Source organism: Winogradskyella sp. Asnod2-B02-A (genome assembly GCF_045063645.1).
Lineage (GTDB): Bacteria > Bacteroidota > Bacteroidia > Flavobacteriales > Flavobacteriaceae > Winogradskyella.
Window position 1 is genome coordinate 2,472,925 of sequence record NZ_JBEFOG010000027.1, and the last position, 22,910, is coordinate 2,495,834.

Consider the following 22,910-nt stretch of genomic DNA (forward strand, 5'->3'; position numbering starts at 1 on the left):
TCCCACACAGTCGGAATCAACGATTTTTAGAAATAAAGAGCCAGACCTATAGTTAATCTACAAAATCAAGGATTGGAATCCAATTTTAATAAAGACCCTAAAATAACAATGTATCAGCGATTGGCGCTTTAGCGAAATGCGCAGCATTCACGAAAACCTATTTAAACAATAAGAATGGATGAGTAACTCCTAACAAATCGTTTTGAAATCAAAGATTCACGGAATCAAATGTATTAAAATAGAAGATTGAGTACTTTTTGGTTCGTTTTGTGTCAAGAACTGCAGAGCACATCATGAGTTCCAAAACAATAGAAAACGACGAATACAACTGCGAAGCACATCATGAGAACTTTAGTAAACAATAGAAGAGTACGAATAAAATGAACAGACATAAATAAAAGATTGCAGCGTCCTACGTCCTTGCAATTAAGAAAACAAAAGTAATCGAGTAAACATAAAAAGTCATTATACATAGAAAAATGAACAAGCAATAAAAATCCCGTACAGTAAAACCATACGGGATTATAAACTTAACCTTACTAACAGCTAAAAGCTAGCAGCCAAAAACTACCCAATAGAAGCAATTTTCATACAATGCCCCTGAGCAAGCTCATAAAGCTCACCATTCACTTCTTGGTAAAACACTATCGCAGTAGCAGCATACAACGCTGTCGTTACAGGGATAGGAGCATAAGCAGTCAAATCTACAGTTAAATCTGTAGCAGCACCCACCATACTAGTAACAGCTATTTTATCACTATACATAATACTACCAACACCATTGGGTGTATCCTCTACAGGTTCGTAAGCCTTTAGAGTCGGTTCCCATTCATAATTACTCACATAACCAGCAGCTAACGCTACCTTAAAATGTGTAGCACCTTCAGGAGAACGCACATAGGTATCTGCATTAAAATCGGGTAACGTCCAAGTTACCGTATCACGTGCTGCATTAATGTCTGGTCCTGCAGATGGTGCATTAAATTGGCTGTCAAATGGTTTATTAATATTAAAGTTGAAACCAATAAACGGCTCCGTATTATCAACAACGTTCAAAGTACGCTGTCCACGCAAACCTACTCCAGTATTCATCATACGTCGCATAATACCAGCCACGCGCGAACTTAAGTTAGAGTCACTCACCAAGCGCACAATAGAAGAAAAACTATCTCTAAAACTTTTGCCGCCTTTGTTAGCACCTGCAAACTCTTGCATGTTTTCGCGTGTTCGCTGATACTCTGGTGCATTCATAATACGATTTCTACTCACACGGCTTTTTGTTTTTACAAAATTTTCACCGTTTTTTCTGAAGAAGGTCAAACCATCTAAGGTACCTTCTAGTCTAATAAAAGAATTATTCTTTGCCATAATATTAAGATTTAGGACACGTATAGCTATGGCGTAATTAAGCTATAACACATCTGGTTAGTAAAACCCAAACTCGTTTTGGATCTTGTAAGGTAAAAGTGGGATTATTACAGTTGGCTATAAATCCGGTATTTATAATTAGCAATTCTAGATTTTGCTAAACAACTGTGGGTCAAACATATAAAAAATAAATTAACCGCTAAGTATTTCATTTTAAGGTATTTATAATAAAAAGTGCATTTCGTCGATAATCTTTTAAATTTTAACCTGAATAATCTCACGTTTTTGAAGAATTCTTACCAACTCCCGAATAAGCATTGCATATTTCGTAAAAATAAGAGTAGACCAAAAAATATAAATATAACTAACAGTAATACAGTGTGTTATGTAGTATTATGTAACGTCTTTAAAATAAGAAAATAGAGATATAAATGTACCTCAAAACTAATGAAGTGCTCCTTCGGCTCTCCTTCGGCTCTCCTTCGGCTCTCCTTCGGGTATGAAGCGGGTCTAATGCGGGTCAGAGAAATTGGAAAACAAATTCATCTCAAAGAGTGCTATAAATACAGCTAAGTTTATCCCAATTATAATACAATGTTAAGTAATTGCTAAATCTTTGATTTTTAGTGGTTTTATGTGGTTGGTGGTGATCCAAAAATGGTCTTGGCTGCGTATATTTGGTAACACCAAACGACCTATGTTATGAAAGCATTACAAGATTTAAGAAATAGACTGTTAAGTTTCAAGCCAACTGCGCTAAAAAACGAGCAAAAACATGAAGATACGAACACGAAGCGTGTTTTAAAGCGTTACTTTTCTAATGATGAAGATGACATTTTATTTATATAATGTTGTTGCATTAGTTAATATTGAGCTGTGAACGCTTGCGCATTTAGTTGTAGTCAATAGTATAGATCGTCGTGCTATAGTGTCCTGCCTAAGCATACAACGAAATAGGGCATAGGATTATGTCAAACATAAGACATTGCTGTGCTTATTTTCACTACATGTAACTCGCGTTAGAAAACAACCTCTAATACCAATAGACACTATGGCGAAATCACAAGATGCAAAGCGCAATGTAAAAAAAGAAGCCGCATGGTCACCAAAAGAAAAGAAAGCGGCAAAACTGGCTAAAAAGGCGAGTCGTACATCATACAACATCTCAAACAGATTAAAAAAACCACTTCTATCGGAGTGGTTTTTTAATGTAAACCCATTACCTTTATACCACTAAAAAAAGACCTTGACACCCATGGATATAAAACTCGCAGTACTGATAGATGGAGATAACATTCCATCCGCTTATGTAAAAGAAATGATGGAAGAGGTCGCGAAGTATGGCAATCCCACCATAAAGCGTATTTATGGAGATTGGACCAAGCCTAACTTAAACAAATGGAAAAATTTGTTGTTAGAGAATGCCATTACTCCCATACAGCAATATGGTTATACCACAGGTAAGAATGCTACCGATTCGGCCATGATTATTGATGCTATGGACATTCTCTATTCCGAAAAAGTAGATGGCTTTTGCTTGGTGTCTAGCGATAGTGATTTTACACGGTTGGCAACCCGTTTACGTGAAGCTGGTATGAAGGTCTACGGCATTGGTGAAAAGAAAACACCGAACCCGTTTATTGTAGCTTGTGATAAGTTTATTTACATAGAGATTTTAAAGCACCAAGCGGCAACATCAGAATCTGAAACCACCACTACTACCACTGAAGCGAAAAGCGGTTACGATACCATTACTAAGAAAGAAATTCAGGTTATTGCAGCCACTATAGATGATGTGTCTGATGATGATGGTTGGGCATTTTTAGGAGATGTAGGAAGCTTATTGCAGAAGAAACAGCCTAATTTTGATTCTCGAAATTATGGATTTCAGAAGTTAACACCGTTAATAAAATCGATTCCTGCTTTTGAAATTGAACGTCGTGAAGACTCTAGAGGGCATAAGAAACTGATTTATGTAAAGCTGAAAACAGAACCCTCTAAAGGGAAGAAGCGCTAATTTATTTGTGTTGCTGTGCTTTATCAATTCGAAAAGCACTGGAGTTTCTGTATAAAAAAAAGTGCTCTGAATGTACAGAACACTTTTAGTCTTAATTGAGCATGTGGTTGCTATTTTGTAGTCGCTATCTCGCCAGCGTCTAAGGCTTTATTATAATTGGCTTTTACTTCACTTAAATAGCCAAAGAATTTAGAGCCATCCTTTTTCTTTAAAATTACATAAGTGTCTCCATTTTTTGCCGTTTCTACGGCATCGATAAGCACCGCATTTTCATATACCGATTTGTAACGATCTACCGTACCACGTTTGATTAATATGTTGGGTTTTGGGAATTTGATGTAGCTAAACGTATGTGCATTAGGAGTTTTAATAGTTAATTGGTCTCCGACTTTAGGAGGGTTTTGAGCACTCGAAATAACGTAGGATCCTAAAAGAATAATAGTAAAAAGTAGTTTTTTCATAATATTATTGGTTTAAATTGAGAATATGGCAAAAATAATACAGATGAAAGAATTGAAAAAACGCTTTAATTTATGTTTAACATTTGCACGTACAGGTCATTTTTGTTTATTTTAGTTCTCTTATTAATGATACAAATCAATTAGAACAACAGATGAAATTATTAGGCATAGGATCGAGAATACACCATACAGAATTTGGCAAAGGAGTGGTGACCAACGTGACCTCAAAACACTATTGGGTAACGTTTATAGAGAACGGATTAGAAACTATTGATATAGATTCGGAATTTGAAGTGATAGAAGCCGCAGAAGATGAGGTGGATACCGTGAGTTTTTATGATGTAGAACGCAGTTTGAAGTCCATATTAAAACAATGGTCTGATGTATCTGAAGTGGTTGCCATTGCCGATAAATGGAAAGGAGGTAAACTGGTTATGACACCAGGAGATCCCAATTTGAAGTCGAGTGAATTGCCAATTGATACCTTTTTTCATAAAATCACTATGGTTCGTGACCGTTTGCGTGTGATGGAACAGAAAATCAATTCTAGTAATTTAGAAGAACAAGAGAAAATAGATTTACAGCAGTATATAACGCGTAGTTATGGGAGTTTAACGAGTTTTAACGTGTTGTTTAAGTTGAAGAGTCAGCAGTTTGTTGGGCAACGGTCTAAGTAAAAAGATTGTTTGTATGTTCATTTTTTGCTGGTCTAATTAATGAACGATTTGCGTTTTGATGCAGTGCTTATAATGAGTTTATAGTGCTAGTCCTACAACATCATCGAGTTCAATACCTAGTACTAATAGCTTATGAAAGGTGGGGAATTGTGCTCCGCTTTCTGTAGTGATCCAGTTTTCCCAAGTCGCTTCTAAGCCATCTATGGGTAAAATCTCTACCCACATTTGGAAGCTTTTAGGTTTGCCATCTTGGTCTAAATGCCATAAATATGAATCGCCTGGTGTGCTACCGCCAGAGTTATATGTGACGAGCAATGCTTTCTTATGGTCTTCGGTGGTCACTAATCTGCGTTCTACACCTGCGTCAAATACCTTATAGGGAGCCACTAGCCAAAATGAATCGTTATTAAAATAATCGACAGCTTTTTTTACGTAGTCTTGCTTTTCAATGCCATTGTATTCTTGTTCTAAAACAAACACTTTAGAATGCTGTTGGTTCTCTAGATCTAAGATCACAGTAAAGCTTTCCCAATAGACTTCACAGGTGTTTTTAGATTTATACCACTTGTATTTATGTCTGTTTTTAAAGGTCCATTCTATATAATCGGTATTGAGATAGGCCTCTTCATTTAAAGCAGTCAGCATTTTTGTAGCCAGTTGATCAGCTGCAACGCCTTGCTCACCTGTTGGTAAGTCTTCATTGTATTTGAAGTACATAAAACCAAAGAGCAGGAGCGTTGGTAATGTGAAGAATACAATCACTCCACCTATTATTTTAAGTGTTTTTTTAAGTCTGCTTTTCTTTGCCATGTCTTGTTGTACTTTATAGGTTGCGGATAGTTAGTTTATGATTGCTCTACGCTTTATTGGTTTGAAACTGCTTTTCAATTTCTACTTGTTTCTCTTCAGAAAAAGCCATTAGGTCTTTAAAGAATAGTGTGAAGTCTGTTTCAAAGGCATCATAATGGGCAATGAGTTCCTTGGTGGCTTCATTCATTTTAGATCGACCATTGGTTCTTTTATTCATGCCATTTAAAACCAATTGTATGCCTTCGACTTTAGCATAACTCAGCAACCAATTGCCTTCAATCATTATCGGTGTGAGCTTTTTAAAGCGCGGAGGTAGTATTTCTATATGTTCAGAGAGACTGCTATAAAAATCATCAATATAAGTGGCAAGTGGTACATTGGAATAGGTGGTCCAGTTTTTTGCTAAGAAATGATCGAAGAATATATCTACGATGACTCCACTATAATGACCATAGCCTTCATGCAATCTTTTGGTGCATTGTCTAAATATAGGATGTGCATCTGTAAAAGTGTCGATATGACGATGTAAAATGATGCCTTTTTGAATTTCGGTAGGATATAACTTGTATTTATTACCTCTAATACCATCAGCGACAAAGTTGCCAATAGTAATTAATTTGTTATTTCCTGAAAGATAAATGTGAGCGAGAAAATTCATAAGTCGAAATTACAAATTCATATTGAACCATACTTATTTTTTTATCTAATAATACTGTTCCTTTTACTTAAATATTGAAGTGTATTATGGTTCAGGTTGTTTTTTTCGCTTAAAAGACAAAAGTCAAGATGAGTTAAAGACCAAAATAGGATTAAGATATTATATTTGCTAAAAATTAATATTTATGACTTTAATAAAATCAATTTCAGGAATTAGAGGTACTATTGGAGGACCAGTAGATGAAAACTTAACACCAATAGATGCTGTTAAATTTGCAGCGGCTTACGGTACATGGTTAAAATCTCAACGCAATAAAGACCATTATCTTGTGGTGGTTGGTAGAGATGCTCGTATTTCTGGTGAAATGATTCAGAGTTTAGTGATGCAAACCTTAGTAGGCCTTGGTATTGATGTTATAGATTTAGGTTTGTCAACAACACCAACGGTTGAGATTGCTGTGCCATTAGAACATGCAGATGGTGGTATTATTTTAACCGCAAGTCATAATCCTAAGCAATGGAATGCTTTAAAGCTTTTAAATGCTAAAGGTGAGTTTTTAAATGGTGCAGAAGGACAGAAAATATTAGAGATCGCAGATTCTAATAACATGACTTTTGCAGAAGTTGATGATTTAGGGAAAATAACAGTTAACGATGCGTATATTGATATCCATATCGATGAGGTTTTAGACTTAGAATTGGTGAATGTAAAAGCGATAAAAGACGCTAATTTTAAAGTGGTGGTAGATGGTGTGAATTCTACAGGAGGTATTGCCATTCCGTTATTATTAGAACGCTTAGGTGTTGAAGCTGTAAAGTTGTATTGTGATCCAACAGGTCATTTTCCTCATAACCCAGAACCGTTAAAAGAGCATTTAGGAGATTTAGCAAAAGCTGTTGTAAAGGACCATGCTGATTTTGGTATTGTTGTAGATCCGGATGTTGATCGTTTGGCATTTATGGACGAAACAGGAGAGATGTTTGGAGAAGAATACACTTTGGTGGCTTGTGCAGATTATGTATTGAGTAAAACTCCAGGAAATACGGTGAGCAATATGAGTTCTACACGTGCCTTACGCGATGTTACTGAAAAGCATGGTGGTACTTATGAAGCTAGTGCTGTAGGAGAAGTTAATGTGGTGGCTTTAATGAAAAAGAATAACGTGGTTATTGGAGGAGAAGGTAATGGAGGTATTATTTATCCGGAATCGCATTATGGTCGTGATGCTTTAGTTGGTGTGGCTTTATTTTTAAGTTTATTGGCAGAAAAGAAAATGAAAGTCAGTGAGTTAAGAGCCTCTTACCCAAATTACTTTATGAGTAAGAAGAAAATTCAATTAACACCAGGTTTGGATGTTGATGGTATTTTAAAAACAATGGAAGCCAATTACAGTGGAGAGAAATTAACCACTATTGATGGAGTGAAAATTGATTTTGCAGATAGTTGGGTGCATTTACGTAAAAGTAATACAGAACCAATTATTAGAATCTATACAGAAGCACCTTCTCAAGAAGCCGCAGATGCCTTAGCCGATAAGATTATTGGAGAAATAAAAGCTATTGCTAATATTTAGTATTTTTGAAAAACTTAGTATTTCATTATAAAATTAAAATCAATCATAAAAAAAATTAAACATGAATAACAAATTACTCTTACTCTCATTTTTTTTTAGCTTAACTCTGTTTTCACAATCGGGAACTTTAGATGGCAGTTTTGGAACCAACGGGAAAGTGGTTACCTCTATTAATGGAGTTGAGGACAAAGCAAGATCTGTCGTTATACAAAGTGATGGTAAAATAGTAGTTGCTGGTTACACCTTTAGCAATATTTTTGGTTTTGACTTTTTGTGTTTAAGATACAATACAGATGGTTCATTAGATACTTCTTTTGGAACTAATGGAATAGCTACGTTTGATTTACAAACAGGAAGTGATGACAAGGCCTATTCTGTAGACTTACAGTTAGATGGTAAAATTGTTATTGGAGGTTATTCTGATGATGGTAGTAATCGTAATGCCGCTATCATTCGATTAAATACGGATGGATCTCTTGACTCTGGTTTTGGAACTTCGGGAGTTTCAATTACAAATGTTTCTAATGAAGATGAATTAAGAGTAGTGAAAATTCATTATGTTACTGGTAACATTGTTGGTGGTGGTGTGTCTTATTCAGATACTGATGAAGCCAACGCTATTTTTATTAGACTGACGCCTAATGGCCAATTGGATACCAATTTTAGTAGTGATGGAAAAATCACGGGATTACCACAACCAGTATCGAGTTCTAATGGTTTTGAATTGGTAATAGAAGATTTAGCTATAAAATCTAATGGACGCATTACAGCTGTAGGTTGGATTGATGTTCCTGGAAGTGGTACTGCTACTTTAACAGCAGAACATTATGCTTGTAGAATTAATAGCGACGGTACCTTAGATGATACCTTTTCGGATAATGGTTACGACTTTAAAGTGCTTACTACTGGAAATGATATTACTAGATCTATGGTTTTAAATCCGGATGATAGTTACGTGTTTAGTGGATATACTACATGGTCGTCAGTTGACTATAGAACTTATGTAGATTATACCTCTTCAAATGGCACCACAACAAACAGTGTAGAAAACTGGTTGCAATTATCTACAAGTACTCAAGATGCTGGTTTAGGTATGGAGCGCGATAATTCTGGGAACATAATCATTGGAGGTGTTTCTGCAAATTCAAATACAGGAACGGCATCTTTTTTCCTTTCAAGTATTAGTGGTAGTGATTACTCACTTACTACTTCTTTTGGAAATTCAGGATACGTTACCACTGATTTTGGAACGGTGTCTTTTGCTTATGATTTAAAAGTACAATCAGATGATAAAATCGTAATGGTAGGTTATAGTGATAATGATGTTGCCATTGCTAGATATAACGGAAATACACTTTCTACTGATGATTATCAAAAAGAAAATAAGTTTTCAATATACCCTAATCCAGTTGCAAACGTTTTAAATTTTAAAATGTTGAATAATGAATTTTTAAATGAAACATATAGCATCTACAATGTACTTGGAGAAACTGTTCTTGAAGGAAAAATTGTAAGCAATGACAATGCTGTTAATGTTGAAAATTTAACCAATGGTTTTTATTTTATAGGTATTGGTGATAACGTGATAAAATTTGTTAAAAACAATTAATATAGACGTCAAGGTTTGTACTTTCACTATTTAATGGTTGAAAAAGGTGTGGTTTTATCAGCCTTAAACGATTAATTAAAAATATATAATGTTATGATTTCTTCAGAATTATCTAAGTCAAAACCTCAAGAACTTGAGCAGTATTTTAGTCAGTTTAGAAGTCATATCATTGGTCAAGATCAAACGTTTATATCTCCTTATGGTGAGCAAAAAATCATTTATACAGATTGGACGGCTTCAGGGCGTTTGTACCGACCTATTGAAGAAAAAATATGTAATGTTTTTGGTCCTTTTGTAGCCAATACGCATACTGAGACTACGGTTTCTGGTACAGCCATGACTAAGGCCTATCATAAAGCTAGGCATATTATAAAAGCGCATGTCAATGCCAATGACGACGATATCTTAATTTGTTCTGGTAATGGCATGACTGGAGTAATTAATAAGTTTCAGCGTATTTTGGGGTTAAAGATTCCTGAAAATTTAAAGGAATTTACAAAGATACCAGAAGAAATGCGACCTGTGGTGTTTGTCTCTCACATGGAACATCACTCTAACCAAACCACGTGGTTAGAAACCATGGCGAAAGTAGAGGTAGTGCCACCAAATGAAGATGGTTTATTCTGCTTAAATAATTTAGAAATATTACTACAGAAATATAAAGACTGTACAATAAAAATTGCATCCGTTGTTGGAGGCTCTAATGTTACTGGTATTCAGATTCCGCATCATGATGTGGCTAAACTGATGCATCAGCATGGAGGTGTTTGTTTTGTGGATTTTGCTTGTTCTGCTCCTTATGTAAATATGGATATGCACCCAAAAGATGAAAACGCACAATTAGATGCTATATTCTTTTCTCCACATAAGTTTTTAGGAGGTCCAGGTACTTCTGGAGTTTTAGTCTTTAATAAGAAATTGTATAAAAACATGGTGCCCGATTGTCCAGGAGGTGGTACTGTAAGTTGGACGAATCCATGGGGAGAACACAAGTACATTGATAATATAGAAGATAGAGAAGATGGTGGGACACCTGGATTTCTTCAAACTATTAAATCAGCACTTTCCATTAAGTTAAAAGAAGAAATGGGAGTTGCAAATATGCTGCAACGTGAGCATGAGTTGGTGTCTATTATTTTTGAAAAATTAGAAGAGATACCAAACATCAATATTTTAGCAAGTCAACATAAAGATCGATTGGGAGTGATTTCATTCTATATTGACGATTTACATTTTAATCTGGCAGTTAAGTTATTAAATGACAAGTTTGGTATTCAAACAAGAGGAGGTTGTAGTTGTGCAGGTACTTATGGTCATTTTTTATTGCATGTAGATCAGCAGATGTCACACGAGTTAACTAATGAAATTTCTATAGGAGATTTGGTGCGTAAACCAGGTTGGATTCGTATGTCTATTCACCCAACAACTACCAATGCAGAAATTGAATTTGTATGTGATGGTATTATTGATTTAGCTAAGCATCATAATACTTGGGCTAAGGATTATGAATATTCTAAGTGTAATAACGAGTTTGTTCACAAATCATTGGTTGGTAAAGATTGCTCAGGTCCAAATATTGCCGATTGGTTTGAGATGTAAAGCGTTTACTTTTTAGTATTGTATTTACTCTAAAAGGCTTATCGTTAAATCAATTATGAAAATACAAAGTTCTATTTCTGATTAGGGACTTGCATTTAGGTATAAAAATAAATTCTTAACTCTAAGCTACTTTTATTAACGAAATTCTGCTGGTACTTTATCTCTATGTTTCCAACGTTTGTGCGTCCAGAGATAATATTGCGGTGCTTCTAAAATTTGTTCTTCAAGTAGTTTGAAAAAGATATCTGTGATTTCGTAATCTTTGTACTCTTTAGGATGTTCCGTTATGGTGGTAAAGGTAGTTTCGTAATAGCCACGTTTAATTCGCTTTACACTAAAAAATACCACAGCCATATCTAATTTTTTCGCTAATATTTCGGCACCAGTGTACATTGGTACTTTAATGCCCATAAATTCATTCCAATGAAATGCTTTGCGTGCCTTAGGTGATTGATCAGACACAAAACCATTAATGGTTAATTCTCCTTTTTTCTTACTATTAAGTAAAACACCAAATGTTTCTTTTGTAGTTATAAGATGAGAATTATATTTTGCTCTAATACGTTTTACTAATTTATCAAAATGTTTATTTGCTAATCGTTTGTAAACAGCATATCCTTTGTGCTTCACATATTTTTGTAAAATAAAAATCCATTCCCAACTTCCATAATGACCACACATTAAAACAATGCTTCGCTGTTTTTCTTCTAAATCATTTATTAATTCAACATTGGTAAACTTAAAACGTTTTTTCATTTGGGCTTCACTAATAGTTAAGGATTTAATAGCCTCAACCATCATATCGCAAAAATGATGATAAAACTGACTTGTAATTTTTGCAATATCTTTTTCAGATTTATCAGGAAAAACCAATCTTAAATTCTCTTTCACAACCGATTTTCTATAACCGAAAATTCGATACATAAACAGGTAAATCACATCAGAAAATCCATAAAGTAATCTAAAAGGTAATATGGATATTAACCAAAGAATAGGGTAAACTAAAATATAAGCAATAAGTTGCATTAAAGTATGATTGCATTTAAACGCAAATATATATATTTGATTTATAAGAATGGATTTTATGGACAATTTAGATATAAGTATAGTAACCATTGTAATTATTGTAGCCAATGTTATTATGTCTTTTAAGGGATTTGATGATCGTGGTTTTTTTGAAAAATTCAAATTTAATGTAGGAAGTATAAGACGAGGTGAACAGATTAGGATGTTAAGTTCTGGGTTTTTACATGCAGATGTTACCCATTTATTATTTAATATGTTTACGCTTTACTTCTTTGCTGATGCTGTAATTATGAAGCTGGGTTCTTTCAATTTCGTTATTATTTATTTTGCCAGTCTTATATTTGGAAACTTACTCTCTCTTTATTTTCATAAGGATGACTATTGGTACAGTGCTATTGGAGCAAGTGGAGCCGTGACAGGTATTCTCTATGCCGCAATTCTTCTCAATCCAGGAATGAGTTTATATATGTTTTTCATTCCTATTCCAATTCCAGGCTATGTTTTTGGTATTGGCTATCTTTTATATTCCATTTATGGTATGAAAAAGCAAATAGGTAACATAGGTCACGATGCCCATTTTGGCGGAGCTGTTGGTGGTTATGTGGTTACTTTAATAATGGCGCCTTCACTTTTTAAAACTGATTTGGGTTATATTGGTTTATTGGCCATTCCGATTATTATTCTGTTTGTTTTGTATAAGACCGGAAAGTTGAAATAATACTAAGAACTCATTGCTAAATGAGGTAAAGTAGATTAAAAAGGTATGATTTTTATCATGTTTTTGAGAATAAGATGAAAATATATTTGTGGCTTATTTAATTTTTAAAAATTAAAAAATGGCTTCATCTAAATCACTACATAACTTCCATATTCCTGTAATGGGATTAGCATATACCATAGACAGCCCTATTCGGGTGGCTCAATATGGTATTTCGTCCGTAATATCTATTATAGATGACGAACTCATCGAAAAAATGAATTCATTTTACAGTGAGAAATTCAGTCTTCCTTATCAAGAAATCACAAAGAAAGCACAAGATTATCGAGCAGAACGTATTACATCTTATTTGAATTTGGTAGATACAGTTGTAAAAGATAAATTTTCACAATTTAAAACGGAATTGTCTGAAAGTAAATTAGCATTAGATAATTTTATGGCCACTTTACCTAATACCTCATCAATTAAGGAAGGGCTATTAAACTTATTAGATGAAGGTACTGCCATTAAGGATACAATTAAAAATTATCTTGAAACACATTTAAAACCTGGTGATATTGATGTTAATATTATGACCAAAGTTGATAAAGATAATTTTGAAAAAGGAGAGCAACTAGACATTTCATATAATGATGCGCATGCATCACTTAGAGGTTTTGCTCAAAGTAAACTAAGTTCATCAGTCGTACTTTCAGCAGGTATGAATCCAAGATTATACAGTTACTTTGAGAATTTTAAAGACTTTTTCCCAGATGCAAATGGTGTGCTAAAAAAGAAAATTATATTAAAGGTTAGTGATTACCGTTCCGCAACAATACAAGGGAAATTTTTAGCTAAAAAAGGACTTTGGGTTTCAGAATATAGAATAGAATCTGGTTTAAACTGTGGTGGACATGCATTTGCTACTGACGGTTTTTTATTAGGACCAATTTTAGAAGAATTTAAAACGAAGAAATCGGAGTTAATTAGAGATACACACGATGTTTTTATCAAAGGATTAAGCTTAAAGAAATCACCTATCCCAACACAACCTTTAGAGTTAAAAATTAGCGTTCAAGGAGGAGTTGGAACTGCTGAAGAACAAGAGTTTTTATTAGACCATTATAGTGTAGATTCAGTAGGTTGGGGAACACCATTTTTATTGGTGCCAGAAGCCACTTCTGTCGATCAAAAAACTAGAGATTTGTTAGCAAATGCTAAGGAGAAGGACTTGTATTTGAGTGGGATTTCGCCATTAGGAGTACCTTTTAATACTATTAATGGCACAACAAACGAGTTACACAAACAAAAGCGAATAGATACCAATAAAGCAGGTAGTTCTTGTCCTAAGAAATTTTTAGCATTAAGTAAAGCGTTTGGAGCAGAAGGAATTTGTACAGCCTCTAAAAAATATCAAGATGCAATGTTACAAGAATTAGAAACTAAAAAAGTAACATTGTCTCCAGTTGTTTATGAAAATTCTAAAGCTAAGATAACTGAAAAAGCATGTCTTTGTGTAGGATTGGCGAATGCTTCATATTTAGAAAATGGCATTAAAATAAAAGGACAAGAACAAGGAGTTGTTATTTGTCCTGGGCCAAATATGGCTTATTTTGACAAAGAAGTGACACTTGCTGAAATGATGAAACATATTAACGGAAATGGAACGATACTTTCAAATTTAAATCGTCCAAATATGTTTGTTAAAGAATTGAAAATGTATATCGATTATTTAAAGAACGACATAAAATCAATTTCAGAAGATCTTTCAGTTAAGCAAATGAAAAAATGGAATGCCTTTAAAAACAATTTATTTGATGGCATTACTTACTATCAAAATTTATTTGCAACGTCCATTTCATCAGAATATAAAGTGATTCAAACAGAACTTCAGTTTTATAAGGAAGAACTCGTAGCTGTTAAAATACCTAATTCTAATTAGTTTAGTTGTTGTTTAAGTGAGTTTTAAAAGCCTTTAGATTAAGTCTAAAGGCTTTTAATTATTTCAAAAGCGCTTCTACTTTGAGTTCTAATGCTCTTCCTCTAAGGTTTTTTGCCACAATTTTGCCTTCTTCATCAAGAATGTATGTTGCAGGAATTGACGTAATATTATAAAGTTGCGCAACAGGATCATTAAAATATTGCAAGTTAGAGACGTGTGTCCATGTTAAATTGTCTTTTTCAATAGCTTCTATCCATAATTTTTTTGGGTCTTTTTGTGTGCGTGCACCATCTAAAGAGACTCCAATAATTTCTAACCCTTGGTTATGATATTTGTTGTAAACTTTAACTACGTTTGGATTTTCTCTTCTGCAAGGACCACACCAAGCTGCCCAAAAATCTATAATAGTAACTTTGCCTTTAAGGTCTTTTAAAGAAGCCATTGTACCCTCTGGAGTTGGTGCTTCAAAATTAGGAGCTACTTTTCCTATTTCTAGGTTTGCAGTTTTAAGGAAGGATTCATGTAATTTTTCTAACTTTAATTTTATAACAACACCATCGTGAGAAGTCTTTATTTCGTCCGATAAATTGTTAAAAGCTTCCATATATTTTTCAATGTCCATTTTAGGATTGTTAAGTTCTAAACGAATTAGAAAGAGACTGAAAAAATTATCTTTATTTTCTTCTATTGCATCAATGGTGTATTCAGTAACACTGTTTTCAAGCTGAAGCAAACGTTTTGAAAGTGAATCTTGTTTGGCAACATCTTGTTGTCTTGCCGCATTTCTCATTGCCATTTTAGTAGGTAATGATTCTTTTTCAATTGCTTTATAACCTTTTTGGTAATTTTCAAAACTACTTTGAGATTTTGAACCTGTTATTGTAGAATTTAAAATATTTGATTTATCGATAGCAACATTGATTTCACTGTTTTCTATCATTATTGGTAGTTTGCCAGGAACGCTATTAACGGTAATATTGAATAGTCCAGGTGATTCTACTTTTCCTTCAAAAGAAAATTGTTCATTTACCACCATTTTAGTCGCAACTGGTTGCTCTTTGCCTTTTTCGTCAATACTTTTTAAGTGCACTCTAACACCATTGTAAACGCCTTTGGCAGTGCCATTAATAACATAATCAGTTCGTTTAGGTTCTTCTTTGCAGCTAAATAATAAAAGGCCTGCAATTACAAATAAGTATACATTTCTCATCATCATATAATTGTGGTATAAATCTCAATTGTTTTAAGAATTACAAATATAAAAACTATGTTATAAAGGCAAATATAAATGACTTTGCTTTTTTGTAAAAAGAATCCCATAATTTACAATACTTTTGCATTAAAGAATTGTAAAATGCATAACGATACTATTGTAGCTTTAGCAACACCATCTGGCAGTGGTGCAATTGCAGTTATACGATTATCAGGAAAAGACGCGATTACTATTGCTTCAAAATGTTTTAGGTCGGTTTCTAATAAAGATTTAAACAAGCAAGCTACGCATACTATTCATTTAGGCCATATTGTTGATGCTAATAGAACTATAGATGAGGTTTTGGTCTCTGTTTTTAAAGACCCTAATTCTTATACTGGTGAGAATGTGGTGGAAATATCTTGTCATGGATCTTCTTATATTCAACAAGAAATCATTCAACTCTTTTTGCGACACGGTTGCAGAATGGCAACAGCTGGAGAATTTACCTTACGTGCTTTTTTAAATGGCAAGTTAGATTTGAGTCAGGCAGAAGCTGTAGCCGATTTAATATCTAGTGATAACGAAGCGTCTCATCAAATAGCTATGCAACAAATGCGTGGAGGATTCTCTTCTGAAATTGCTAAGCTTCGTGAGGAGTTACTCAACTTTGCTTCGTTGATAGAATTAGAGTTAGACTTTGCGGAGGAAGATGTGGAGTTTGCGGATCGCACGCAGTTTAAAGCGCTTATAGAGCGTATCACTTTTGTATTGAAACGTTTGATTGATTCTTTTGCAGTTGGAAACGTTATTAAAAACGGAATTCCAGTAGCTATTGTTGGTGAGCCCAATGTTGGAAAGTCCACGTTGTTGAATGCTTTACTGAATGAAGATAGAGCCATAGTTTCAGAAATTGCAGGAACCACTCGTGACACTATTGAAGATGAAATTTCTATAGGAGGTATTGGATTTCGATTTATAGATACCGCAGGAATTCGTGAAACCGAAGATGTGGTTGAAAGCATTGGTATTAAAAAAACCTTTGAAAAGATAGAACAAGCCCAAGTGGTGATGTTTTTAGTTAGTAGTGCACAATTGGCTGTAGATGCAGATGCTATTAAAACCATTACTATTGAAATTGAAAAGGTAAAGAACAAGTTTCCACAGAAACAACTTTTAGTAATCTTGAATAAAATAGATCAGATTACGGATTCGGAATTGGCTGATATTAGAACGGCTTTACAATCTAAAGCAACTCAGGTTATTCCTATTTCGGCAAAATCTGGTTTTGGAGTGGAACAACTTACCAATAAGCTTCTCGATTTAATAAATACCGGAGCACTTCGAAATAATGAAACGATTGTGACTAATTCGCGTCATTATGATGCTTTATTAAAGGCTTTTGAAGAAGTACAGAAAGTAAAAGACGGTTTAGAGACTGGCTTATCAGGCGACTTGTTAGCCATTGATATTCGTCAGGCCTTATATCACTTTGGAGAGATTACAGGCGAGATTACCAATGATGATTTGTTGGGTAATATATTTGCTAATTTCTGTATTGGAAAGTAGCATAAAAAGTATAAAGCAGTTCCTTAAGAAATCGTGTTTATTTTACGTCGTATTCTTTTCGGAAAACAAATTCTATTGGTTTCTCATTAGATTCCATGCCATTGTATTTAAATAGAATTTCATTTGTTGGGTGTGCACCTTTTTCGCCAAATAAGAATGAAATAGAATTTCGATTTGTTAAGTCTCTATTTTTTAATTCCTTAATAAGGTCATCAAAAAAATATTCAGAGTCTAGTAAGTCGTCTTTATATTCCGTTATATTGTTTAAATCGAGTTGGTTAAACCACCAACTCTCCATAAAGTCCTCATCATAATATTCTAATTCAGCATCTTTTCCAAATTCTGATTCAGGTTCGTCATCGTTGGTGTAATCAACATTCAGATAGTTTTTGTAGAGGTTGTCTTCAGATTTGAACGTTCCAATCCAAACGCATATTATTTTTTTAATCATAGATTCTCAAAATGTTTACGAAGCTGTTTTTAGGTGTTTTGTTCTGCAGTTAAGCCTTTTTTTTAGCTACTAGATAACAGATAGCATATTATGCTGTACTATTGGTAGTCAGCTTAAACTAGTAATCAATTATCTAAACTATTGGTTGTAATTTTTATCGGTTTCTTCTTGTGAATTCATCTTTTGTAATATAACCGTCTTTGTTTTTATCTCGTTTATCAAAGTTGTCTTTCAATTTACCTTTTGCTTCTGATTTAGAAATTTTTCCATCGTTATTGGCATCCATATTTGTCAGCATTTTTTCAAAAGAAGGCGCTGTATTTTTTAAACTCTGATTGTTGTTTTTTTGTCGATTTTTCTCTGGTTTTTCAGTCTTTGGAACTGATTGTTGTGTCGTCTCAGTATGTTCTGCGTTGTTGATATTTCTAACACATCTTACATAATTATAAACATATCTAACATCACCTTGTGGTCCAAAATATTGAGGATAATCTTTTTTGTTCCCACTTTTTGGGTCGCTTCTTTGAGCTCCTGCGCCATGAACATCCATTAATCTACCATTCATTTCGCCTTGTGCTTCACCAAAAGCGATGTAAACGGCACTTGCGTATGGATTTTTTCCATCTAAATGTGTTGTACTTGTCCAGTAAAATGGATATTGTCCAAGATTTCCGTTAGGATCTTTGATTTCAGTAGACTCAAAAATGGGGTTAATTGCAGGTGAATTGGTTATTTGTGGAGAACGTGTATAATCCACAATACTTTGTAGTTCTTTTGCATTGGGTAAACGCCAATCTGAATGCGCTGCTAGTTTATTGTTTTCGGCATAGTTTAAGGCTTCTTCCCAATCTTTACCAATACCATCATCCATTTTTTGCCACATTAAACCAGTAGCATAATCACTTACTGTACCATCACCATTATCTATAAAATTATTTTTTCCATAGGCTGTATTTCCACGCACTAAACGGAAATACATTTTGTTTTCAGTACCAGATTTGGGTTTATATTTTGGATATCCTTTTATCCTCCCGTCCACAAAATTAACTCCGAATATGGTTACATCACTTCTCATTGTTTTACCCACATATACTGTTGAAGACCAAGTTTGTGCATCGATTTCTCGTTCTCCATTTTTACTATTTCCTAAAGGTTGATTAAAATAATTGGTATCAATAAATAGTTTTATAGCTGTAGCTCCTTTTACTTTTCCGGTGAACTGTATTAGCGAATAAAGCTCTTTAATTGTGGGTATTCTCCAGTCAGAATAACCACCCAATTTAGAGTCTTTTGCTTTTTGAATGGCTTCTTCGAGAGTCATTTTTGTTCCCATATCCTGTTCCCACATTAAACCCGTAACATTGTCTGTTATAGTACCATTTTCATTGTTGGTGTATGAAGGCTGATTACCATTGTAGTTGGCATCTTGTCCGTAGAAAGAGTCTCCTACAGATGGTTTAGAAATTTCTTTTGTGTCAGAATAAAAAGCTTGAACTCCTGTGTCAACAATAGGGTAGCTATACTTCAAAGTTGAATCCTTGTTTGTAGTACTATTTTGTTTAAGAGGTAAAGTCATTAAGTCTTCTCCATATATAATTGTGCCTGAATAATTTTTCTGTATTTCGGCAGTTGTTGCTTCTTTATCAATAGTTGAAAAGTTGAAATGTGTTAATACTAAATTTTTAACCTTAGCTTCTTTAGCCATTTGAGAACTTTCTGCTAAATTAACGTGTGCTTTTTCTTTAGTCATAGAGTTATTTCTATTAGTGTTGTTTCTTGTCGGTTTTATTTTCTTTCCTAACTCAATAGCACCACCAGAGTCCATTATTAAATAATCGGCATTGTTAGCTAAGACAGGTAATGATTCTGAGTAGGTTAAATCTCCAGAAATTACTATAGATGCTCCACCTGCATCAAAACGATAGGCGTACGTTTCAATAGTATGATTTACAGGTGTATAATTAATTTTTATATCTCCAATATAAAAAGGGGTATTACCTATTAAGTTTTTGGCGGTGAAGTTGGGTATAACATCGTTTAAACTTCTTCCTGATTTTGAGAGTCTATAGCTAATATCTTCTTCATAAATACTAAGAATATTATCTACCATTGTTGTTGTAGGTTTTGGCCCAGCAACAATTATGCTGTTTCCTCCAAGTAGTGATTGAATAAAAATAGGAGTAAATTCTTCATTATGGTCTAAATGATGATGTGTAAAAAGGAAACCGTCAATGTCTTTAATCTTAGTGTTGTTTTTATTTAAATTGGCTTGTGTCCCATTTCCCATATCTACCAAAATTTGAGTGTTTTTGTAAGCTATTAGCACAGAAGGTCCCGAACGTTCTGTGTTAAATTTAGGTGAACCAGAGCCAATTATTGTTGCAGTTAAATGATTGTTGTTTTCTTGAGCAAAAAGCTGTGAGCCAAAACAAATGATTATTAGAAAAACGTATTTCATCATTTTAAAGATTTTGATTATTGGACACCTTTTTTTCTAAATGGTTTAATTTTAAAAAGGGAAATAGTTCTGTTATCAGATTTTTTTCTTGGATGGCGTTGTATCTAAATAATTGTGTGATTTAGCACGTAATTAACCATCTAATAACTGAATAAAAAATCTGTGAGGGTTTTTGAAAGTAAGCTAGAATTGGCAATAAATGATGTATGGTATTCATAATAGCTTTTAATTTTTAAAGCTATTACTATACTTCTTTTATTATTCAAAAGTTGTTTCGTCTATGAGAACGGATCTATGATAAATATTTAGTGAACAATTAAATTTTAGAATTCATTTTTTTAGTATTGAATGTAGGCTTTCTGTATAAACTCTGAAAAGAAAATCTATTAAGCAGTCTTAAAATTCCCAAAAATCAATGAGGTTAATAATAGTCCGATTCCAATGCCTGTAAATGCACCTTTCATCAAATCAGATAGTTCTATGAAATGAGAAAATATTTGAGAAGTTGCGATAACAAACATTCCAAATGATATTAAAATTAATGTTCTTCTTTTTGTTATTTTTTTCATTTTATTGTGATTTTTATTATTGGTATTTAGATTTTATTATTTGTTACATAATTTGCCTTAAATTTTTGATGACGTGTTTGTCTAAAAGTTAGTTGTGTGTTTTAAGTACTAAAGTTAGCAAATAAATCACAGATAAACCCAAGCGAATCGAGCTGGCGAAGTAAAATCTGTGAGGATTTATGTGAGTTGGCCAGAATTACAATAAAATATATACAGTGTTAACTAAAGCTATTATTCATATTCATAATATAAAATATTCACAATTTCTTTAGTTTCAAAATCTTTGACAACTTCTTTTTCGAGTAGACCATTTTCAAAGTAATAGCTTTCTGTTTCGTCCATGAATTGAAACTTGCCAGTAATTTTAATTTTTCCTAATAATGTTTTTTTATATTCAAGATGTGGATATTGAATTAATTTAAAGAGCCTATCATCCTTGTATTCGTAAAGCGTTTTCTTTACACTATCTTCATATTTAAAATATAGGCATTCAATTATATAGCCATTTTTATTCAATGTGTATTTTACTTTGTCTGGTTCATCAAGGTGTATAATATTATTAATTGTCCTTGTTTTGTTCCATTCATGTTTTATCCTATATACTTCATCATCGTCATCATATGTGTATCTTTCGAAGGACAAATGATCACCCAAATATTCAAACTCTCCAGTATAAATTTTTACTTCTTTCTCGTTTTCGATGTTTATAAGAACTTCTTTGATTTTTTTGTTATTTGAATAAGTGATTTTTTTAATTGAATCAAATTTCCTTTCGTTTACCGAATCTTCAAAGAGATAAAATTTTATAACATAATCATTATTGGAATGTTCATATTCGGAAATTATACCATTTCTGTAATCAATAATTTTAGAAACTTTTTTATCCTTATAAAAGTATTCTTTTCTAATATCCTTTTGTTCTTCAGATTTTGTAAAAATCGTCAGCTTATTGAAATCAAGAGGTGCTAAAAGAGGTGAGAAATGTCCTTTAAATATCATTCTTTTTTAATTTTGGCTAATGTTTTTGTATATGATTTGTTGTGTTTTAAGCCATTTTATTTAAAAATACTTGTTGTGCCTTCACAAGTTCAAAGAGGTTCATTGTTATCGTAGGTATTAAATGTATTAGTTCCTAGAAAGGCTTCATCACTTTCTGAATACATATAGTTTCCAACGAATTTACCGGTAGTTCCAGAGGGTAGAGTATATGTTGTCTCAAGGATTAGTTCATTTCCAATCAATTGATAGTGTGAAGTTGTAAAATAGCCAGGATCAGTAAATTCAACAGTACTATCCGTTAAAAATCTAAATTCATATGCAGCTCCTTCTCCTAAATCTAATCCGTTAGAACACGTCTCTCCGTGTCTTTGAAAATACCAAGAATTTTCAAGCATTTGCTCTTGAAGAGTTTTTGTTTCATAGTCATCATTGTTTGAAGAGCAAGAAATTATAAGGATTCCAAGGACTAAGCTTAAAATGGTTCTTTTCATATAGTTTAAATTATGAGTTTGTTTTTCCGCAACGAATTACATCCTATTTGTATATGAGTTAGCAACTAAGTTAGCAAATAATTACCGAATAGAAAATCCGATAAGATGTTTGTGTGTAAGCTCAATGAACCAATTAATTATTTTCGTTATTGTGATGTCGTTTTTTATTACTTTTATTAATAATCAAATTTATATGTATTTGTTGTTTGGCTTTTTGTCCAATTTTTAAATTCAACTTTCACAATTACTTCTTGAGTTCCGTGAATTTTTTCTTTGAAATCAAAGTTTTGACAATATGAAATTCCGTATTCTTTAAGGACTTCATCAATTTTAAATTTTTCTAGTTCCGCTTTTTTATTTTCGCTTCGATATTTATTCAGTTTAGAGTAAGAAGTTCCGAGAAATATAAATCCAGATCCAATTATTCCAATTTTTACATACCAAAGAAAAAGACTATGTATATTCCAATCAGAAAAAAAGTATCCATAAAGTATTAGTAAAAAGCCAATAATTATTGTGGTGTAGAATGTTGAATGTGTTGATTTTTTATTTCTGCGTATTATTTCTAGTTCGAGATTAGCAATTTCCAATTTTTCTTGAAATTTTTTGTCAAGAGTAATTTTTGAACAAGTCTTGTTAAAATTAGGTTTTCTATCTGTTAATTTGCATGTTAATCCTTTTTTTAAACTAGTTATTCTGTTTTCGCATAAATTACAATGTTGCCAAAATTTCATAAATTGTTAG

22 protein-coding genes are annotated in these 22,910 nt (G+C 33.1%); 10 read left to right on the forward strand and 12 right to left on the reverse strand.

The genetic code is table 11. From position 1 onward, the window contains the following. Window positions 1-567 precede the first annotated feature (567 nt). Window positions 568-1,368: a hypothetical protein gene (locus tag ACJJVO_RS18570; RefSeq protein WP_405576857.1), complete on the reverse strand. Its 801-nt coding sequence runs from the start codon at window positions 1,366-1,368 to the stop codon at window positions 568-570. Window positions 1,369-2,070: 702 nt separating this feature from the next. Between ACJJVO_RS18570 and ACJJVO_RS18575 the strand changes: the two genes are divergently transcribed. The 3 genes from ACJJVO_RS18575 (at window position 2,071) to ACJJVO_RS18585 (ending at window position 3,385) form a co-directional block, all read left to right on the forward strand. Continuing rightward, on the forward strand, window positions 2,071-2,217 hold the full coding sequence (locus ACJJVO_RS18575; protein WP_405576859.1) for a hypothetical protein: 147 nt from the start codon (window positions 2,071-2,073) through the stop codon (window positions 2,215-2,217). Window positions 2,218-2,419: 202 nt separating this feature from the next. Continuing rightward, window positions 2,420-2,605, forward strand: coding sequence for a hypothetical protein (locus ACJJVO_RS18580; RefSeq protein WP_405576861.1), 186 nt, complete (start codon window positions 2,420-2,422; stop codon window positions 2,603-2,605). Window positions 2,606-2,623: 18 nt separating this feature from the next. Further along, complete coding sequence (locus tag ACJJVO_RS18585; RefSeq protein ID WP_405576863.1) at window positions 2,624-3,385, forward strand: NYN domain-containing protein; 762 nt, start codon at window positions 2,624-2,626, stop codon at window positions 3,383-3,385. 110 nt (window positions 3,386-3,495) lie between these two features. On the opposite strand, the gene ACJJVO_RS18590 is transcribed toward ACJJVO_RS18585, so the two are convergent. Beyond that, window positions 3,496-3,846 carry a hypothetical protein gene (locus ACJJVO_RS18590; RefSeq protein WP_405576865.1) on the reverse strand — a complete coding sequence of 117 codons (351 nt, stop codon included), beginning with the start codon at window positions 3,844-3,846 and terminating at the stop codon, window positions 3,496-3,498. A gap of 152 nt (window positions 3,847-3,998) precedes the next feature. Here ACJJVO_RS18590 and ACJJVO_RS18595 point away from each other — a divergent pair, with 152 nt between their 5' ends. After that, on the forward strand, window positions 3,999-4,523 hold the full coding sequence (locus ACJJVO_RS18595; protein WP_405576867.1) for a hypothetical protein: 525 nt from the start codon (window positions 3,999-4,001) through the stop codon (window positions 4,521-4,523). 78 nt (window positions 4,524-4,601) lie between these two features. Here ACJJVO_RS18595 and ACJJVO_RS18600 read toward each other — a convergent pair whose 3' ends face one another. Continuing rightward, on the reverse strand, window positions 4,602-5,333 hold the full coding sequence (locus tag ACJJVO_RS18600) for a hypothetical protein (RefSeq protein ID WP_405576869.1): 732 nt from the start codon (window positions 5,331-5,333) through the stop codon (window positions 4,602-4,604). A gap of 46 nt (window positions 5,334-5,379) precedes the next feature. Beyond that, a complete protein-coding gene (locus ACJJVO_RS18605; RefSeq protein ID WP_405576871.1) occupies window positions 5,380-5,991 on the reverse strand; it encodes an ACP phosphodiesterase in 612 nt (203 codons plus the stop codon). A gap of 184 nt (window positions 5,992-6,175) precedes the next feature. Here ACJJVO_RS18605 and glmM point away from each other — a divergent pair, with 184 nt between their 5' ends. The 3 genes from glmM to ACJJVO_RS18620 all read left to right on the forward strand — a co-directional run bounded on the left by glmM (window position 6,176) and on the right by ACJJVO_RS18620 (window position 10,772). Beyond that, the gene (glmM, locus tag ACJJVO_RS18610; RefSeq protein WP_405576873.1) at window positions 6,176-7,564 is read left to right on the forward strand and encodes a phosphoglucosamine mutase; all 1,389 of its coding nucleotides are present in this window, start codon (window positions 6,176-6,178) and stop codon (window positions 7,562-7,564) included. A gap of 61 nt (window positions 7,565-7,625) precedes the next feature. Then, the gene (locus tag ACJJVO_RS18615; protein WP_405576875.1) at window positions 7,626-9,173 is read left to right on the forward strand and encodes a T9SS type A sorting domain-containing protein; all 1,548 of its coding nucleotides are present in this window, start codon (window positions 7,626-7,628) and stop codon (window positions 9,171-9,173) included. Window positions 9,174-9,266: 93 nt separating this feature from the next. Next, window positions 9,267-10,772, forward strand: coding sequence for an aminotransferase class V-fold PLP-dependent enzyme (locus ACJJVO_RS18620; RefSeq protein WP_405576877.1), 1,506 nt, complete (start codon window positions 9,267-9,269; stop codon window positions 10,770-10,772). Window positions 10,773-10,907: 135 nt separating this feature from the next. Here ACJJVO_RS18620 and ACJJVO_RS18625 read toward each other — a convergent pair whose 3' ends face one another. Beyond that, a complete protein-coding gene (locus ACJJVO_RS18625) occupies window positions 10,908-11,798 on the reverse strand; it encodes a lysophospholipid acyltransferase family protein (RefSeq protein ID WP_405576879.1) in 891 nt (296 codons plus the stop codon). A 58-nt stretch (window positions 11,799-11,856) separates the two neighbouring features. On the opposite strand from ACJJVO_RS18625, the gene ACJJVO_RS18630 reads away from it, so the two are divergent. Both ACJJVO_RS18630 and ACJJVO_RS18635 read left to right on the forward strand, forming a co-directional pair. Then, window positions 11,857-12,516, forward strand: a complete 660-nt coding sequence (locus tag ACJJVO_RS18630) for a rhomboid family intramembrane serine protease (RefSeq protein ID WP_405576881.1) — start codon at window positions 11,857-11,859, stop codon at window positions 12,514-12,516. A 118-nt stretch (window positions 12,517-12,634) separates the two neighbouring features. Next, on the forward strand, window positions 12,635-14,437 hold the full coding sequence (locus tag ACJJVO_RS18635; RefSeq protein WP_405576883.1) for a hypothetical protein: 1,803 nt from the start codon (window positions 12,635-12,637) through the stop codon (window positions 14,435-14,437). Between the two features lie 58 nt (window positions 14,438-14,495). Here the strand turns inward: ACJJVO_RS18635 and ACJJVO_RS18640 are convergent, their stop codons facing one another. Then, entirely contained in the window at window positions 14,496-15,647 is a 1,152-nt protein-coding gene (locus tag ACJJVO_RS18640) for a redoxin domain-containing protein (protein ID WP_405576885.1), read from the reverse strand. Window positions 15,648-15,791: 144 nt separating this feature from the next. Between ACJJVO_RS18640 and mnmE the strand changes: the two genes are divergently transcribed. Then, complete coding sequence (gene mnmE, locus ACJJVO_RS18645; RefSeq protein WP_405576887.1) at window positions 15,792-17,198, forward strand: tRNA uridine-5-carboxymethylaminomethyl(34) synthesis GTPase MnmE; 1,407 nt, start codon at window positions 15,792-15,794, stop codon at window positions 17,196-17,198. A 37-nt stretch (window positions 17,199-17,235) separates the two neighbouring features. Here mnmE and ACJJVO_RS18650 read toward each other — a convergent pair whose 3' ends face one another. The 6 genes from ACJJVO_RS18650 to ACJJVO_RS18675 all read right to left on the reverse strand — a co-directional run bounded on the left by ACJJVO_RS18650 (window position 17,236) and on the right by ACJJVO_RS18675 (window position 22,900). After that, window positions 17,236-17,649, reverse strand: a complete 414-nt coding sequence (locus ACJJVO_RS18650; protein WP_405576889.1) for an immunity 22 family protein — start codon at window positions 17,647-17,649, stop codon at window positions 17,236-17,238. Window positions 17,650-17,803: 154 nt separating this feature from the next. Then, window positions 17,804-20,110: a DUF1566 domain-containing protein gene (locus tag ACJJVO_RS18655; protein WP_405576891.1), complete on the reverse strand. Its 2,307-nt coding sequence runs from the start codon at window positions 20,108-20,110 to the stop codon at window positions 17,804-17,806. Between the two features lie 383 nt (window positions 20,111-20,493). Further along, window positions 20,494-20,676, reverse strand: a complete 183-nt coding sequence (locus ACJJVO_RS18660) for a hypothetical protein (protein ID WP_405576893.1) — start codon at window positions 20,674-20,676, stop codon at window positions 20,494-20,496. A 231-nt stretch (window positions 20,677-20,907) separates the two neighbouring features. Then, entirely contained in the window at window positions 20,908-21,675 is a 768-nt protein-coding gene (locus ACJJVO_RS18665) for a hypothetical protein (RefSeq protein ID WP_405576895.1), read from the reverse strand. Between the two features lie 89 nt (window positions 21,676-21,764). After that, window positions 21,765-22,166 (reverse strand): hypothetical protein, encoded by a 402-nt coding sequence (locus ACJJVO_RS18670; RefSeq protein ID WP_405576897.1) that lies wholly within the window; start codon window positions 22,164-22,166, stop codon window positions 21,765-21,767. A 176-nt stretch (window positions 22,167-22,342) separates the two neighbouring features. Continuing rightward, a complete protein-coding gene (locus tag ACJJVO_RS18675; protein ID WP_405576899.1) occupies window positions 22,343-22,900 on the reverse strand; it encodes a hypothetical protein in 558 nt (185 codons plus the stop codon). Window positions 22,901-22,910: the final 10 nt, after the last annotated feature.